The 16,033-nt window shown below is 71.9% G+C and carries 13 protein-coding genes; 5 read left to right on the top strand and 8 right to left on the bottom strand.

Annotated elements, in window-relative coordinates:
- The first annotated feature begins 66 nt into the window (after window positions 1-66).
- Entirely contained in the window at window positions 67-243 is a 177-nt protein-coding gene (locus tag DN051_RS45735) for a hypothetical protein (protein ID WP_199314893.1), read from the top strand.
- A gap of 204 nt (window positions 244-447) precedes the next feature.
- Here DN051_RS45735 and DN051_RS05300 read toward each other — a convergent pair whose 3' ends face one another.
- Complete coding sequence (locus tag DN051_RS05300) at window positions 448-2,433, bottom strand: N-acetylmuramoyl-L-alanine amidase (protein ID WP_079000239.1); 1,986 nt, start codon at window positions 2,431-2,433, stop codon at window positions 448-450.
- 228 nt (window positions 2,434-2,661) lie between these two features.
- Complete coding sequence (locus DN051_RS05295) at window positions 2,662-4,170, bottom strand: M1 family metallopeptidase (RefSeq protein ID WP_234388585.1); 1,509 nt, start codon at window positions 4,168-4,170, stop codon at window positions 2,662-2,664.
- 745 nt (window positions 4,171-4,915) lie between these two features.
- Here DN051_RS05295 and DN051_RS05290 point away from each other — a divergent pair.
- The 3 genes from DN051_RS05290 to DN051_RS05280 all read left to right on the top strand — a co-directional run bounded on the left by DN051_RS05290 (window position 4,916) and on the right by DN051_RS05280 (window position 8,138).
- Window positions 4,916-5,608 carry a CAP domain-containing protein gene (locus DN051_RS05290; protein ID WP_425471730.1) on the top strand — a complete coding sequence of 231 codons (693 nt, stop codon included), beginning with the start codon at window positions 4,916-4,918 and terminating at the stop codon, window positions 5,606-5,608.
- 1,273 nt (window positions 5,609-6,881) lie between these two features.
- Window positions 6,882-7,253, top strand: coding sequence for a hypothetical protein (locus DN051_RS44920; protein WP_162624708.1), 372 nt, complete (start codon window positions 6,882-6,884; stop codon window positions 7,251-7,253).
- A 267-nt stretch (window positions 7,254-7,520) separates the two neighbouring features.
- A complete protein-coding gene (locus DN051_RS05280) occupies window positions 7,521-8,138 on the top strand; it encodes a GOLPH3/VPS74 family protein (protein ID WP_053756147.1) in 618 nt (205 codons plus the stop codon).
- A gap of 26 nt (window positions 8,139-8,164) precedes the next feature.
- On the opposite strand, the gene DN051_RS05275 is transcribed toward DN051_RS05280, so the two are convergent.
- From DN051_RS05275 to DN051_RS05265, 3 genes are all read right to left on the bottom strand, one after another.
- Entirely contained in the window at window positions 8,165-9,643 is a 1,479-nt protein-coding gene (locus DN051_RS05275; RefSeq protein WP_112438107.1) for a glutamate-cysteine ligase family protein, read from the bottom strand.
- 160 nt (window positions 9,644-9,803) lie between these two features.
- Window positions 9,804-10,835: an endonuclease/exonuclease/phosphatase family protein gene (locus DN051_RS05270; RefSeq protein ID WP_162624859.1), complete on the bottom strand. Its 1,032-nt coding sequence runs from the start codon at window positions 10,833-10,835 to the stop codon at window positions 9,804-9,806.
- Between the two features lie 103 nt (window positions 10,836-10,938).
- Window positions 10,939-11,385, bottom strand: a complete 447-nt coding sequence (locus tag DN051_RS05265; protein ID WP_112442081.1) for an SRPBCC family protein — start codon at window positions 11,383-11,385, stop codon at window positions 10,939-10,941.
- Between the two features lie 253 nt (window positions 11,386-11,638).
- Here DN051_RS05265 and DN051_RS05260 point away from each other — a divergent pair, with 253 nt between their 5' ends.
- Window positions 11,639-12,112 carry a hypothetical protein gene (locus DN051_RS05260; protein WP_112442080.1) on the top strand — a complete coding sequence of 158 codons (474 nt, stop codon included), beginning with the start codon at window positions 11,639-11,641 and terminating at the stop codon, window positions 12,110-12,112.
- A 37-nt stretch (window positions 12,113-12,149) separates the two neighbouring features.
- On the opposite strand, the gene DN051_RS05255 is transcribed toward DN051_RS05260, so the two are convergent.
- From DN051_RS05255 to DN051_RS05245, 3 genes are read right to left on the bottom strand one after another with little or no spacing between them, the layout of a single operon-like run.
- Entirely contained in the window at window positions 12,150-13,412 is a 1,263-nt protein-coding gene (locus DN051_RS05255; RefSeq protein ID WP_053756149.1) for a sugar ABC transporter permease, read from the bottom strand.
- 14 nt (window positions 13,413-13,426) lie between these two features.
- Window positions 13,427-14,197, bottom strand: a complete 771-nt coding sequence (locus DN051_RS05250; RefSeq protein WP_053756150.1) for an ATP-binding cassette domain-containing protein — start codon at window positions 14,195-14,197, stop codon at window positions 13,427-13,429.
- A gap of 41 nt (window positions 14,198-14,238) precedes the next feature.
- Window positions 14,239-15,327, bottom strand: coding sequence for a sugar ABC transporter substrate-binding protein (locus DN051_RS05245; RefSeq protein WP_053756151.1), 1,089 nt, complete (start codon window positions 15,325-15,327; stop codon window positions 14,239-14,241).
- Between the last annotated feature and the right edge of the window lie 706 nt (window positions 15,328-16,033).

The raw sequence follows: 16,033 nt of genomic DNA, 5'->3' as shown, positions 1-16,033 counted from the left end.
GGGCGAGGGCTCGCACCCGTACGGCCCAGGGAGGAGGATGGGGACAGCGGACAAAGGAGGCCCGTCATGCAATCCGGAGCCTCGGATTTTGATCAGTGGGTCTACTCCCACACCCCCTCGCAGGCCGAGGGTGAACGCGACGAACCGGGCGAGCGCAGCGCGGAACAGCACCCCGATGTGCCCAGGACCGAACCGTCCCAGGCCGAGGGCGAGCGGATCGACGACGTTTCGACGGGAGGCTGAACGATCCGCGGACGTCGTGGACGCCCGGCAGCGAACATGTTCACGGACATGACGAATTCGCCCGCGAACCGGGCGCGTTCGGGGCGCGTATGGCACTGTGGACGCAGACCTGGCCCGTCACTCCCCCCGTGGTGACGGGCCAGGCCCGTGTCCCGGGCTGTTCGGCACCGGCGGCCGCGGTGGCCCGCCGGTGCCCGGACGGGGTCAGCGCAGCGGATCGCGCGCCGCCGGCGCCGACGGCGGGGCTCCGGCGGTGGCGGTCACGTTCACCACGTCCACCTCGCTCGCCAGGACGTAGGCGAGCCGGTGGCCGAACTGGATCTCGTAGTACTCGTCGTCGCCCTCCACCACGAGATTGCCTCCGTCGTTCGCGGCCGCCTTCTCGACGTAGGAGCCGACGATGCGGTCCTGCGTCACGTACCGCTGGCCCTCCGGGAAGCTGTACGGGAGCGGGGAGATGGGCGGCTCCGACACGTCGTCGGGGTAGGCGTCGCCCTCCGGGTGGGCGCGGCCGTAGACCGCGATCTCGCCCGAGCCCTCCTTCGGCGTCACCATCCGGCCCGACGCGCCGACGGCCGTCGGGCTGTTCTTGGGGTTCTTGAACCAGGCCTTGTTGCCCAGGTACCAGATCGCCGTCCAGTCGCCCCGGCGCTCGGCGACCGCGAAGCTCTGGCCGGTGGAGACGCGCGACCCCAGGTCGTTGACGTCCTCCGTGGAGTCCTCGCCGTCGGGGCGCCGGCCCGGGTCCTGGATGAGGTCGGCGTCGTCGCGCGGCTCGGTGTGCAGGCGGACCGCGCTGGAGCCGTGCGCGGCGCACCGTGCGCCACTGTCGGTGCAGCCCGTGAACAGGGGCTTGTGGCTGTGGAAGTCGGGCAGCACGGTCACCATGTCGCTGTTCTGACCGGCCGTCGCGCGCAGCGGGGCGCCGAGGAGTTCGAAGTAGTGCTGCCAGTCCCAGAACGGGCCGGGGTCGTCGTGCATGTGGGGGATGGTCGAGGCGGTCGGGGACGGGACGTTGTCGTGGCCGAAGATGTGCTGCCGGTCGAGCGGGATGTCGTACTTCTTCGCCAGGTAGCGCACCAGACGGGCCGACGACTGGTACATCTGCTCCGTGTACCAGGTGTCGGGCTGGGTGAGGAAACCTTCATGCTCGATGCCGATCGAGCGGGCGTTGACGAACTGGCTGCCGGAATGGCGGGCCGCGTCCTTGGTCCTGACGTGCTGTGTGATGTGACCGTCCTTGGAGCGGATCGAGTAGTGCCACGACGGTTCCGTCGGCTCCTGGACGGTCTGCAGCATGGAGGCCAGCCGCGCCTCCGTGTCGTGGATGACGATGTAGTCGATCTTCTGGTCCTCGGGCCGGTCCGACGGGTCGTAGTTGCCGTACTCGTCGTCACCGATCTCGACGTAGGGCGCGGCGAGCCACGAGCAGGCCAGCTCCTTCGGGCACTCGACCTCCTTCGGGCGCCGCGGCTCCTGCGGGCGCGGCAGCACCTTCGGGCTGGCGGGCAGGAAGACGAGCTGCCCCGCGTCGGTGGTGCGGCGCGCTCCCCGGTGGATCACCGAGAAGACGTCGTTCGCGTACGTTCTGGCCGACGCCGTGTCGTCGGTGCCGGGGAAGCGCGACACCGCCTCGAACCAGTCGGTCGGGTCGGCGCTGAGCGGTTTGCCGAGCTGTCGCTGCGCGGCCGCGAGGAGTGCCGCGCCGCCGCGCACATTGGCGGTGACGTCCGTGCGCAGCTTCTCCGCCGGCACACCGGTCAGCCGGGCGGCGCGTTGCAGGGTGGCATCCGCGCGGCCGCCGTCGGCCTTCGCCCCGCGGGAGGCCGGCGGACCCGCGTACGCGCTCGTGTCGCCGTCGCGCGGTGCGGCCGTGTTCTTGGGCGGGTGGGCGTCCACCAGGTGCATCGGTCCGTAGCCGCCGACGACGCTCGGCGCGCCGGGATGGGAGTCCCAGCGGGACTGGAGGTAGGACACGCCCATGAGGACGTTGGGCGGTACGTGATACTCCCGCGCGGCGTCCTTGAACGCTTCCTGGAGGCGCCGTTCGTCCGCCGTCTCGTCGGCCGACGGGCCGCTGAGGAGCGGCACGAGCAGCGACACCATCAGCGCAGCCGACGCCGTCGCGCAGATGACCGGGCGGTGCCCGCGCAGGGCGTCGGGGATACGGGGGGCGGCACGTTTGTTCATGGCAGGGGCCTCCGAGCACGCTCGTCGCAACCAGGACAACGGAGTTGCCCTTCACACCCCTCGTACGTTTCCGTGCCCGACACGCCACGTCGCGCCGAGCGTCACCGGCCTGGACCAGCGGCGCGGCAGAGGCCACCCGGTCGGCGGCAGTCCGCGGGCTTCGGTGACGGTGTGTCGGCGCACGGCGAAGCACCGCACGGTGCGTCCTCGCACCGGCGGTGTGACGGCTCAGTCCTCGACGGGGTCCACCTGCCAATCGGGGTGCCCCGGCATGGGCGGTGTGCGCTGCCCGTGCAGCCACGGGGTGAGGAACGGGGTCAGGTCCTGCCCGGCCACCGCCGACGCGAGCGTGATGAAGTCGCGGGTGCCGGCGGCCCGGCCGCGGTACTTCGTCACCCAGGTCCGTTCGATCTTGTCGAAGGTCTTCTCGCCGACCTTCTCCCGCAGGGCGTAGAGCACCAGCGCCGAACCGTCGTACCGCATCCGCTTGAACAGGGTCTGCTCGCCGGGTTCGGCGGGCGCCCCGTCGTCGTGGCGCCACTGGTCGTGCTGCTGGTACGCCGCCCGCATCGCGGCCTCGAAGCTGTCCCCGCCGTGCGTGTCGGAGTAGAGACGTTCGTAGAAGCGGGCGTGTCCCTCGCTCAGCCACAGGTCCGACCAGCGCCGGAGGGCGACACTGTTGCCGGTCCACTGGTGGGCCAGCTCGTGCACCAGGTCGCGTTCCGCGTAGACCTTGTCGCCCAGCAGGTTCGCCCTCGGTACGACGGACAGCGACTGGGTCTCCAGGGCCACCGGCAGGTCGGTGTCCCCGACCAGGACGCCGTAGCGGCGGAAGGGGTACGGGCCGAGCCGCTGCTCCAGCCAGGCCAGGTGCTCGGCGGTCAGGGCGCGGTACGACTCGGTGCCGCCGACCAGGCCGCCGGGGACCACGTCCCGGACGGGCAGCCCGCGGGGGCCGGTGCTGTCCACGAAGGTGAACTTTCCGATCGCGACCTGGAGCAGCTGGGCGGCGATCGCGTTCTCGGAGTCGTACGTCCACCGGACCCGTCCGCCGGGCTGCCCGAGGCGCTCGACGAGCCGGCCGTTGGCGACCGCGCTGAGACCCGGTGGGGTGGTGATGCGGAAGGTGACCGGCGCCCGCAGGCTGGGGTGATCGTTGGCCGGGAAGACCATCTTGGCGCCATTGGGCTGGAGGCAGAGCACGGTGCCGTCGGGCGTCGGCACCCAGCCGTACGTCTGGATCGCGTCGCTGCGCTGCCGCTGCTGCGTGGGGTCGGCGGTGTAGGCGACCTGGACGGTGAAGGTCCGGCCGTGCGGGATGGGCTGGTCGGGGGTGATGACGAGTTCGTCGCCGTCGCGTACGGCGGTCGCCGGTGCGCCGTCGACGGTGACCGTGCGAAGGGTGTTGCCGGCGAAGTCGAGGTTGAAGCGGGACAGGGCGTGTGTGGCGGTCGCGCTGATGGTGGTGCGGGCGTCGAAGGGTGTCCTGGGTGCCTTCCAGTCGAAGTCGAGCGTGTAGTGGCGGACCGTGTAGCCGCCGTTGCCGTCGAGCGGCACGAGCGGGTCCCCGATGCCCGCGGCACCGGGGGACGGGGCGGGGCCCGACGAGGCGCCGGACGGCCCCGGGGCACCGGTGCCGCGGTGCGCGGGGGACCGTCCGCCCTCGTGCGAGAGGGCTCCGGAGATCACGACGGCCCCGGTGATCGCGACGACACCGGTGACGGCGACGGCGAGCACGGTCCGGCGCGTGCGGAGCCCACGTGGGGGGCGCTCCGTCCGCGCCGGCTCCCGCGGTGGGCGCGTGAAGGGCGCCGTCACCGCGAGGGCCGGAAGGCGTCCCGGCTGCCGGCAGTCGTGATCTTCATGACCGCACTATGACAGTAAGTCAGCTCATCGTGTTGTATGTCCCGTTGTGTCCCGCCCGCTCGGGCTAGTGGGGCAGGTGGCGGCCTCGCCGGGGTGGCGGAAGTGCGGGGAGTCGTCCGTTACGTGACCGCCGTCCTCTGCTTGGCGACCCCCGTTCTGGAAATGGTTGCAAGGGATCGAAGTGGCATCCGTCACGTGCGCTTCGGGCGTCAACGTGGCTCGGTAGTACTTGATCTCTGGGTGATATTGCGGGACTTGCCGCATTGAACCAGGCAAATGGTGCACATCGTTCGAGGGTGTGCGGGCCGCCCGGTGCGTTGATGCCGTACGCCCTTCCTCCGGGGCGTCCTGAGGGGCTGTCAGCTCACGCCGCGCTCCGGTGAGCCGGGTCGGCACACTCGCGCGCCCGCTTCAAGAGCCTTCGGTGACTACGAGGCCGGGTAGTAGTGGTGCTCGTTGCCCGCTGCTCACTCAGGTTTTAACAATGACGGCCCCCGAAGGCGTCCCCGCAGGTCAGGCCCAGCATTCAGGCAGCGCCGAGCCCGTCGGAGACCCACCGCGACGACCGAGCGAGGTCCACATGAGGAAGCACCGCCGGAAGACCCGCCATCGGCACATGGCCATCGCTGCCGTCGCGCTGAGCGCGCTGGCAGTACCGACCGCCGCCATGGCCTGTTTCGACGATCCGAGCGCCGAGGCCGCCCCGTCGTCCCCCGGCCAGTGGGGGCAGTGGAAGAACGCGGCGTCGAAGGAGCGGTGGAAGGGCGGTGAGCGGACCGCGCCGCCGGCCTCGCAGGCACCGGCTCCGCCGGCTTCCGAGGACCCCGCTCCGCCGGCCCCTGAAGCACCCGCCCAGCCGGCCTCGCCGGAGGCCGCCGAGCCCGATGCTCCCGCCGCTTCCCCGGGCACCGACGGCGCGGCGGCCCCGGCGTCCGGCGCCGTGGCGAGCATCGTGAACCTGGTCAACAGCGAGCGCGGCAAGGCCGGTTGCTCACCGGTGAAGCTGAACGCGAAGCTGTCCAAGGCCGCCCAGGACCACAGCGCGGACATGGCCGCCCAGCGGAACATGTCGCACACGGGCTCCGACGGTTCGGACCCGGGCGAGCGGATCACGCGGGCCGGCTACCAGTGGCAGACCTACGGGGAGAACGTCGCCTACGGCTACTCCAGCCCCGAGCAGGTCATGGCGGGCTGGATGTCCAGCCCCGGCCACAAGCGCAACATCTTGAACTGTGCATTCAAGGAGATAGGTGTCGGGCTCGCGCAGCCCGGTAACTACTGGACGCAGAACTTCGGCACCGCCCGCTGACCGACCGGCCGGTCCTCCGCGCCCGGGACGTGGTGCCACGTCCACAGGTCCGTCCGCCCCGTCCTCGGCTCCGCGCCCGAGGGTGGGGCGGACGGGTGCTGTGACGGTGCGGATCGGCGGGGGGGGGGGGGGGGGGGGGCGCGGGCGAGCCCGCTGAGGGCGGCTCGCACAGGCCCGGCTGGGGGCGGGACGGCGCGCACACAGCGTGGCCGCCTCGCCGCGTACCGGCAGGGGCGGCGCGGTCCGGGCGCGCGGCGTGGTCACGCGGTCACCGGGGCCGGCAGGGGCGACCCGGTCCTTCGTGCCGGATACAGGGAGCGATCCGCGGCGGGCCCGCTCGGTGCGGCAGCGGCCCTGGACCCCGGTGGGGCCGCGGAGACCGGCGGGCCGCCGGCTCCCGGGTGCCGAGCCGCACCGGTCGGACACGCACCGGTCGGACATGTGCAGGTCGGACACGCACCGGTCGGGCACGTGCAAATCGGACGTGTGCAGGTCGGATCCGCGCAGGTCGGGACCCCGCCGTGCTGCGGCGGCAAGCCGGAGCGGGCGGCATGCTCCATCCGGGGGATGTGTGCGCCGCGACGGCCGCCGGTAGAGCTGTACCGCCCCCATGTGTGAACGCCGCGAACGGGGACGCCGGGAACCTCGGCCGTGTGTACCGCGGACTGTGCCGTGGGCAGGTGCGGTCGGTCCGGCGGCCCCTGGACGTGCCACCCGCCGTGCCGGGTGTGCGGCCATGGGTCCTGCGGGCCGAGGTTTCCCCGCCGTGCCCGACGCCTTGTCAGAAATGGTGAGACGCAGGGGAGTTGAGGTCACCAGCGGCGGCTCCCTGGTTGCGGGGCCGGGTCGGCGACGCGGCGCAGGTGCGGTACTCGCGCTGATCCGGCGCTCAGAAATCGGTGCCTCGGAGTCGTGCGCGGCGCGGGCACTTCACCGGGTGCCGCCGGAGCTGTTCGTTTCAAGATGCCGCATCCCGGGTGCGCGACTAGTGTCTACAAGTGAGAGCCGCAACCGGGGGCACGCCCCGGCTGGCGAAGTTCCTGCACAGCGAGCTCCGTGACCGTAGCGCCGCGCCCACGCGAAATCGCGTGGCAGCAGAGCAGCGGCGCCGGCGGCCGAGAGTGCTTCTCATAGTCATGCGGCGACGCCTATGACCGCGCTGCACGTTCACACATTTGTAGCCGCGGCCATCCATCTCGTGTGTCAGACGCGCGAGACAGATGGAAGGAAAGGTATACCTATGCGATCACATCGCGCGAGGCGCCTCATCGCGATGTCAGCCACCACCGTTCTGATGGCGGGTGGCGCCGCGATCGGCACAGCGGGCACGGCGTCTTCGGCCGTTCCCACCAACCACGACTTCAGTTACAGCGACGACGGCTGGTCGGACGACTGGGACGATGACGACGACGGTTGGGGCTACAACGGCTACGACGATGACGACGACGACGATGGCTACGGCGGCGGCGGCTACGGCAACGGCCACGACGGCGGTGGCTACGGCGGCAACGGCCACGACGGTGGCGGCGGCCACGGCAATGGCGGCGGGCACGGCGGCGGTGGCGGAGGCCACGGCGGCGGTGGTGGCGGTCACGGCGGTGGCGGCGGCGGTCACGGCGGTGGCGGCGGTGGGGGCGGCCACTGACACAGCCGGGGTACACCCCCTCTGAAAGTCACAGAAGCAACACCGCGTGCGCGGCTCCTGCCCCAGGAGCCGCGCATCGCGCGGACCGACGGGTGGCGGAAACCCACGTGGGCTTCGGGACCCGCGGCCGACGGGTCGACCTGCCTGCCGTGCGATGTCGGCCCGGTTCCTGCCGGACGTTCAAGAGCCGTCGGGCATCGGCCGTACGGAGCGCCCGGCCGAGGGGCGCCCCCGGCCGGGCGTGCCGCTTCAGGGCACTATGGATCCATGACCACAGCACGGCATCTGATGATCATCGCCATGGAGGACGAGGCGCCCGACCGGCCGGTCGACCGGGGCGATCTGTCCCTCGCCCTCGCGGGGGCCGAGTTGATCGACCTCCTCGCCGCACGGACCGTCACCCTGGACGACGAACGCGTCGTGCCGGGTGACCAGCCGAGTACCTCCGATTCCCTGCTGGAACAGGCCGCGTCGTCACTGGTCCGCCAGGCGCCCTACGAATCGGTCGACGCATGGCTCTGGCGCCGGGGCCGCGACCTGTCCAGCACTTATGTGGCGGCCTTCAAGGCAGAAGGGCAACTGACCAGGCAGTCCCGCCGAGGGCTGTCCTTCCGGTCCGGCCCCGCCGTGCTGACCGACTCCGCGGACCATCGTGCGGCGGCGAGCCGCTGGGCGTCCGCCGAGCCCACTCTGGTGGCCCTGGCGACGGCCGTCGGGATCCCGGGCCCGGGCGGGGACGACGAGGAGGACTCACGCAGCACCGGAGACGACACCGTGGACACCGTCGTCGCCGCCGTCCACGAAGCGCTGACGGAACTGGACGCCATCCGGCAGCGGCGCGCCATCGAGCAGGCGGCCTTCGACAACATCTGGCGGGGTGAATAGGACGTCGGTGCGCACTCGCCCCCGGGTCAGTCCACCGGCCAGGTGTGCGCGGGGGCGTTGAGGTGCATGTAGTCGATGTACAGCTGCGTCATCCGGCGCAGCGCCTCATGACGGCCGGCGTGGCTGGAGGCGTCGATGTGGTGGAACATCTCCTTCTGCCAGATCGCGCCGTTGCGCCCGGTGACACACCGCTGCTCGATGATGCCGAGCAGCGGCTCGCGCCAGGCGTCGTCCATCCCGGACTGCTCCAGACCCTGGTGCGCCAGCGGCAGCAGACGCCGCAGTACCAGCTCGGGCACCGGAACTTCGCCCATCCCGGGCCAGTACAGCCGTGCCTCCATGCCGTGCCGCGCCGCGGTGTGCAGATTGTCCTCGGCGGCGGCGAACGACATACGTGACCACACCGGCCGGTCCTCCTCCACCAGGGCGCGGGTGAGCCCGTAGTAGAAGGCGCCGTTGGCGAGGGTGTCGGCGACGGTCGGGCCGGCCGGCAGCACACGGTTCTCCACCCGCACGTGGGGCTTGTCGTTCGCGACGGCGTAGACGGGACGGTTCCAGCGGTAGATGGTGCCGTTGTGCAGGGTGAGCTCGGCCAGTTCCGGGATGTCGCCGGAGTCCAGCATCTGCGCCGGGTCCTGCTCGTCGCACAGGGGCAGCAACGCCGGGAAGTAGCGCAGATTCTCCTCGAACAGGTCGAAGACACTGTTGATCCATCGCTCTCCGAACCACACCCGGGGCCGCACCCCCTGCACCTTGATCTCCTGCGGACGGGTGTCGGTGGCCTGCTCGAACAGCGGGATACGGGTCTCGTGCCACAGCTCCTTGCCGAACAGGAAGGGCGAATTGGCCGCCAGGGCGACCTGGACACCGGCGATCGCCTGCGCCGCGTTCCAGTAGCCGGCGAACTCCTCCGGGGAGACCTGGAGGTGGAACTGGGTGCTGGTGCAGGCGGCCTCCGGGGTGATCGTGTCCGCGTAGGTCCGCAGCCGGTCGACGCCGTCCACGTCGATGCGCAGGTCCTCGCCGCGAGCCATGAAGATCTGGTCGTTCAGGAGTCGGTAGCGGGGGTTCTCGGACAGCGCCGCCTCGCCGACGTCGTCGGGCCGCAGCGTGGGCAGCGTGCCGACCATGATCAGACGTGTGTCGACCGACCTGGCGCGTTCTTCCGCGTGGTTCAAGGCGCGACGGATCTCCGACTCCCAGGCGTCGGGACCGCCCGCGGTCAGCCGGCGGGGCGGGACGTTGATCTCCAGGTTGAAGCGGCCCAGCTCGGTGGACCAGGCCGGGTCCGCGATCGCCTCCAGGACATCCACGTTGCGCATGGTCGGTTCGGCGGCGTCGTCGACCAGGTTCAGCTCGATCTCCAGCCCGACCTGGGGCCGCTCGGACTCGAACCGTGACTCGCGCAGCATCTGCGCGAACGTGTCGAGGCATTCCTGCATCTTGATCCGGTACCGGCGGCGGTCCTCGCGGGTGAAGACCTGCGCCGGGACGTCCCGTCCCATCGGCCCTCCCGGGTTCCCTCCTCGGACACCTCTCCACACCAGCGTCGCACCACCGGGCGACCCTGACCAGGCGGGATCCGGGCCGCCGGTGGGCCGGGGCCCGGTCGGGACCGCGGCGCGCGGGCTCGCCGGCCGGGCGGTCGCGTACGGCACCGCGGACTCAGCCCAGGGTGATCCGGGCCGCGACCGGGAGATGGTCGCTGCCTGTGGCGGGCAGCGTGCGGATGTGGTCGACGGTCGCCGAGCGGGCCATGACCTGGTCGATCCGGGCCACCGGGAAGGGCGCCGGGAAACTGAAGGCGAAGCCCCGTTCGGCCACGTTCAGTTGCGAGGTCAGCGGGATCAGACCGCGGTCGTCGACCGTGCCGTTGAGGTCGCCGAGGAGGATCACCGTGCCGAGCCGTTCGGCGGCGACGGCCTCGCCCAGCAGCACGGCGCTCTCGTCACGCCGGGCGGACCGGAGCCCGGTTGCCGAGACGCGGATCGAGGGCAGGTGCGCGACGTACGCGGCGATGTCGCCGTGCGGTGTGCTCACCACGGTCCGCAGCCCGCGACTCCAGGCCTCCGTGATCCCCCGGGGTTTGATGTCGAGCAGCCGGGTCCCGGTCAGCGGGTACTTCGACCAGAGTCCGACGGTGCCCCGGACGACGTGGTGGGGGTACTCCGGGGCGAGGGCCGCCGCGTAGACCGGAAGCGCCGGGGGCACCAGTTCCGCCAGCGCGATGAGGTCGGGCTCCGCGTCGGCGAGGGCCCTGGCCGTGCCCGCCGGGTCGGTGTTCGTGTCGCTCACGTTGTGCTGCACCACGACGAGGCCGCGCGCACCGCCCGTCGCGCCGGGCGGCAGCAGCCCGCCGAACTGGTACGTCCAGGCCGCCACCGGCAGCAGCAGGGCGAGCAGCGCGATCGCCGAGCGGCGCCACAGCGCCGATCCGAGCAGCACGACGACCACCGCCCCGAGCCACGGCAGGAACGACTCCAGCAAACTCCCGGGGCGACCCGCGATGTTGGGCACGGCGCGAGGGAAGGCCAGCAGCCCCGCTGTGAGGACGGCGATCGCGGCGAGCGCGCGTCCCCGCCGCCACGGCGACGCGGCGTCCCGCTGTCCTTTCCCGTTCGAAGTCCGCCGTACGGCCCAGCTCGGCGCCGCCGCCTTCGCCGGCGCCGCCGCGCCGCTGTCCACCTGATCCGTCATGGCTCCCGTCCGTTCGACCTCCCCCACAGGGACGGACACCCGGCGCTCGCGGTTCTGCCGGGTCCACGGCGGGTTCGGTACCACCGGCGACGGTGACGACGCGTCAGGCGTGCACGTTGTGCTCGCGCACGGCGATGCGGGCCAGCTTGGTGAGCATCATGCCGTTGCGGACCGCGACGACGTAGTCCACGGGCAGCCCGTGCATGCGCGTGCCGGGGCCGCGGAGCGGATGCCAGTCGAGGACGAAGAGGGTGTGCTCACCCCAGGGGAGGAGGTTCATGGCGATGCGGGCCGCGCCGAAGGGGTCGGCCTTCGCTTCCAGCTCCAGCCGGCGCCCTGGTTCGCAGACACGCACCACACATGTGTCGTCGAGGGTCAGGCGGCCGGCGCCGACCCGGACCTTCAGGCGGGCGCCGACCTGCGGCCAGTGCGGGTCGGCGGCGAGGACCTGCCGGGTTCCCGTCACCCACTCCCCGTAGCGGTGGCCGTCGGACAGCAGCTCCCAGACCTCGGACGGCGAACTCAGGATCAGACGGCGGTTGCGGGCCACGCTGGTCACGTCCTTCGGTGGGGCACGGGGACAGGGGATGCCCCCAAGCGTCGCGGCGACCGCACCGCGCGCGCAGTCGGAACAGGTCCGTACGGGTGGGGCCCGCACGGTACGGCGCCGGGGAGACCGATCGGAGACCCGAGGGGACGCGGGGACGGGCCGGCACGGTATGCAGGGGTACGACAGGTCTCGACTCCCCTGACTCACGGAGGACTTCGTGCAGTTGCTGCCCCGCTCCCTGTCCGGCTGGACCATGGCGGTGTTCGGTGTGCTCGCCGCCGTCATGGGCGTGGTGGGGCTGATCGCCCCGGACGCGCTGCTCGCCGTGATGGGCTTCACCCCGGTGACGGGTTCCCGTCGCGCCGAGGGCGACCACACGCCGGTGTTCGTGACGGCCTCCTCCATGGCGGCACTGAACATGGGCGTCTACTACGTGCTGGCCTCCCTCTCCGACTGGACCGCGTTCTTCCGCTGGACCGTCCCCTTCCGCCTGCTGACCTGCACGGTCTTCACACTCGCCGTCCTCGGCGGCCGCGCGCCGTCCTGCTTCCTCGGCGTCGGGGTGTGGGAGGGACTCGGCGCGCTGGCGACGGGCGCGGCTCTCCGCTACGACGGACAGCGCCGCCCCGCTCCTGCGGACCCCACCGTTGCCACGGATGCTGCCGTTCCCGCGGACCCCGCCGTTCCGGCGGATCCGGCCGTTCCCGCGGACCCCGCCGCGACCTGACCGTGCGAGGGGGCACACCGGCCGGGGGAGAGGAGCGTCAGGCCCGTCCGTGTGCCTCCTGCGAGCGCCGCGCCAGCGAGTCGATCACCACCGCGGCGAACAGCACACCGCCGGTGATCATGAACTGGACGGCGGCGGGGGTGTCCGTGATCGCCATGCCGGACGCGATCGACTGGATCACCAGCATGCCGAGCACCGCCGACCAGGTCGTACCCCGTCCGCCGAACAGGCTGGTGCCCCCGATCACGGCCGCCGCGACGGCGTTGAGCAGCAGCACGCCCGACCCCGAGCTCTGGCTCACCGAGGTGATGCGCGAGGCCAGGAACAGGCCGCCGATCGCCGCCATGGTCCCCGAGACGGCGAGCACCGCGGTCTGCACCCTGGTCACCCTGAGACTGGCGCGGCGGGCCGCCTCCACACCGCCGCCGAGCGCGTAGACCTGCCGCCCGTAGCGGGTGTGCCGAAGGACGATGTCGAGCCCGGCCACCACGACCAGGAAGATCAGCAGGGCGAGGGGCAGCCCTTGGAACCGGTTGAGCAGGTACGCCGTCGCGAACGCGATCACCGCAACGACGCCCGTGCGCAGTGCGACGGCCCGCAGGGAGCGGTGCGGCATGCCGACGGACCGGCGGCGCCGTCTGGCCAGATACGACACCAGGAAGACGGTGCCCACGCTGACCGCGGCCGCGGCGTACGCGGCGGCGTCGTCGTGGAAGTAGTAACTGGTCAGCCTGGCGACGAGGCCGCGTTCGTTGAGGTTGACGGTGCCGCTGGTACCGAGGATGTAGAGCATCAGGCCGTTCCAGGTGAGCAGCCCCGCCAGGGTGACGACGAAGGCGGGCACCCGGGTTCTGGCGAACGAGTAGCCCTGCACGGTGCCGGCCGCCGTGCCGGCGAGTACGGCCACGATCAGGGCGAGCCACTCAGGCACCCCGTTGTTGACGTTCAGGACGGCGAACACGGCCGCGGCGAGACCGCTGATCGAGCCGACCGACAGGTCGAGTTCGCCGAGCAGCAGCACGAAGACGATGCCGACCGCGATCAGCCCCGTCCCCACGATGTCCACGCTGAGGTTCGACAGGTTCCGGGGGGAGAGGAAGTTCTCGTTGAGGCACTGGAAGACGATCCAGACCGCGGCGAGGACCAGGACGACCGGGAGGGCGCCCAGTTCACCGGCGCTCAGTTTGTGCCGGAAGAGGAGGCCCCACCCCTCCAGGACCCGGGCGACGGCCTGCCGGTGCGGCGGCTGACGGGACTCGGTGCCCGGTGCGGTGGTCCGTGCCGGGCTGTTGTCCGCCATGGTGTGCGGTCCTTTCACCACCTCGCCTCCCGCGGGGCCGGCCGGCGGGGCACGTTCTCGGTGGCGCCGGTGATGGACGAGATGATCTGTTCCTGGGACGCGGTGTTCACGTCGAAGAAGCCGTTGTTGCGTCCGAGTCTGAGTACGGCGGCGCGGTCCGCGAGGGCTTTGACGTCGCCGAGGTTGTGGCTGATCAGCAGCACTCCCACGCCCGCGTCGCGCAGTCGGTCGACGAGGTCGAGCACCTCGGCGGCCTGTTCGAAGCCCAGCGCCGCGGTCGGTTCGTCCAGGAGCAGGACCCGTGGTCCGCCCAGCAGCGAGCGGGCTATGGCGACCGTCTGCCGCTGGCCGCTGGACAGCGAGACGACGGGGGCGCGCAGATCGGGCACGCTGTTGGTCAGGCGTTCCAGCAGTTCCCGGGTGCGGCGCTCCATCTCCATCTCGTCGAGGAACCCCAGCCTGCGGATCTCCCGTCCGAGGAACAGGTTGCCGACGACGTCGAGGTTTCCGCACAGCGCCAGATCCTGGTAGACGGTGGCGATGCCGAGGTCCCGGGCGTCGTGCGGGCGTCTGATCTGCACCGTCCCGCCCCGCCACCGGATGGTGCCCCTGTCCGCGGGGGCCACGCCGGAGATCACCTTGACGAGGGTGGACTTGCCGGCCCCGTTGTCACCGAGCAGCGCGACGACCTGACCGGCGTGGATCTCCAGCTCGATGTCGGTCAGGACGTCGACGACGCCGTAGCGCTTGCACACCCCGTGCAGCGCCAGCAACGGAGCGGGCACCGAAACCACCTCCTTCGCGGGGCCCGGTGGGGACCGGTGCGTCAGGTCAGTCCCACCTCGTGGCAGGCGGCCCTGAGTTGCGGGGTGCAGATCTGCCGGACGGTGTAGACGCCGTCCTTCACGAGCGTGTCCTTGATGGTGCCGGCGGTCACCGACACCGGGGTCAGCATCACGGCCGGGACCGGCTGCCCGTCGCTGGCCCGCACCCTGTCCGGGGCCGTCCGGTCGAGGTTTTCGCCGCGTGCCGCGGCCAGGGCCATGTCGGCGCCGGCGGACGCTTCGGGACCGAAGGGTTTGTAGACCGTCATGTACTGATCGCCGCCGACGATGCGGCGCAGCGCCCCGAGTTCGGCGTCCTGCCCGGTGACCGGCGGCAACGGCTTGACCTTGTTCGCCTTGAGCGCGGAGATGCTGCCGGCGGCGAGGCTGTCGTTGGCGGCGTAGACCCCGTTGATGTTGCCGGGGCCGAGGGCGGCGATGGCGCCCGACATGTTGGCGTTCGCCGTCTCGGTGCGCCACTGGTAGGTGTCGTACGACTTGCCGATCCGCACCCTGCCGTCGAGCACGGACAGCGCGCCCTCCTTGAACAGGGCCGTGTTGGGGTCGGTGGGGTCGCCGTTCATCATGACGATCTGCCCGCCGTCCGCCCGGTCGCCCATCGCGCGGAGCAGCGCGGTGCCCTGGAGCCGGCCGACCTGCACACCGTCGAAGCTGACGTAACCGGAGATCGGTCCCTCCGCCAGACGGTCGTAGGCGATCACGGGGATGCCCGCGGCGGCGGCCTTGTCGACGGCCGTGCTGAGCGACCTGGCGTTCACGGCCACGAGGACGAGCGCGTCCACCCCCGTGGTGATCATGACATCCACCTGCTGCTGCTGAGCGGCCACGCTGCCGTCGGCGTTGGCGTGTTCGACCCGGCAGTCGTCGCACAGGGCTCTGATCCGCTGCTCGAACAAAGGCCGGTCCTGTGTCTCCCAGCGAGCCGTGACGGCGTCCGGCAGGAGCAGCCCGATCGTCGGACCGCCTCCGCCTCCGGGGCCGTTCCCGGTCTCCCCACCGCAGGCCGCGAGAGCGAGGACCAGGGCGACGGCCGCCATGACGACAGCCGCGCCCCGTGTGCCGGTCTTCATCCGAGGGACCTCCTTGTCCTTCACCCGGCGCGGTGGGGCGCCCTCGCGGGTCCGCGACGCGTCCGCAACGGGGTGCGGGGTCCCGTCGTCCCCGCCTCCTGGCCCCGTGCCCGTCGTCGACGGCCGGGTGACGCGGGACCGGCGGGGACCGGTCGGTCGCTCACTGTGGACGGGGCGGACGCTCGACCTGGGTGAGAGGACAGGGAAGGTGCTTGGTGGCGCGGCCGTTCGTGCGCGGTCCGGCCGGGGCCCGTGGCGCACGGACGGCGCCGGGCGTCGGAACGAGCCGGGTGGCACCAGGGGGAGTCGGCGGGCACGTCCCGGCCCGGTCGTGGCCGCGGCGGTCGCGGTGCGATGTCGCCGGCCACGTCGAACCGGGACCGCGGCCCGAGCGCTCCGGCACCGGTGGCCACCTTTTCGAGCAGCACGAATCCGGGCCTCCTCACCCCGCCCCCGCGTTCGGTCCGGCTGGAGTGCGGTGTCCGTCGGACGGTCACGTCGACGGGGCCGAACCTCCGCCCGGAACGGACGGCGTGGTGGCGGCGAGGCGACCACGCCGCCAGTCTGACACCGGCTGCCGTGATCTGCGAACGCAGCGCCGCGGCCGGTCAGGGCGCCCTTCGCGGGGGTGGATCCGACGGCGCCGACAGGTTCCTGTCGGGTCGGTCCCCGTATGCGACGCTGGTAATGACGTGGCCCGAACCTG

Source organism: Streptomyces cadmiisoli (assembly GCF_003261055.1).
Lineage (GTDB): Bacteria > Actinomycetota > Actinomycetes > Streptomycetales > Streptomycetaceae > Streptomyces > Streptomyces cadmiisoli.
The sequence above is the reverse complement of the archived record's forward strand: the minus strand, read 5'-3'. Positions and strand labels throughout refer to the sequence as shown.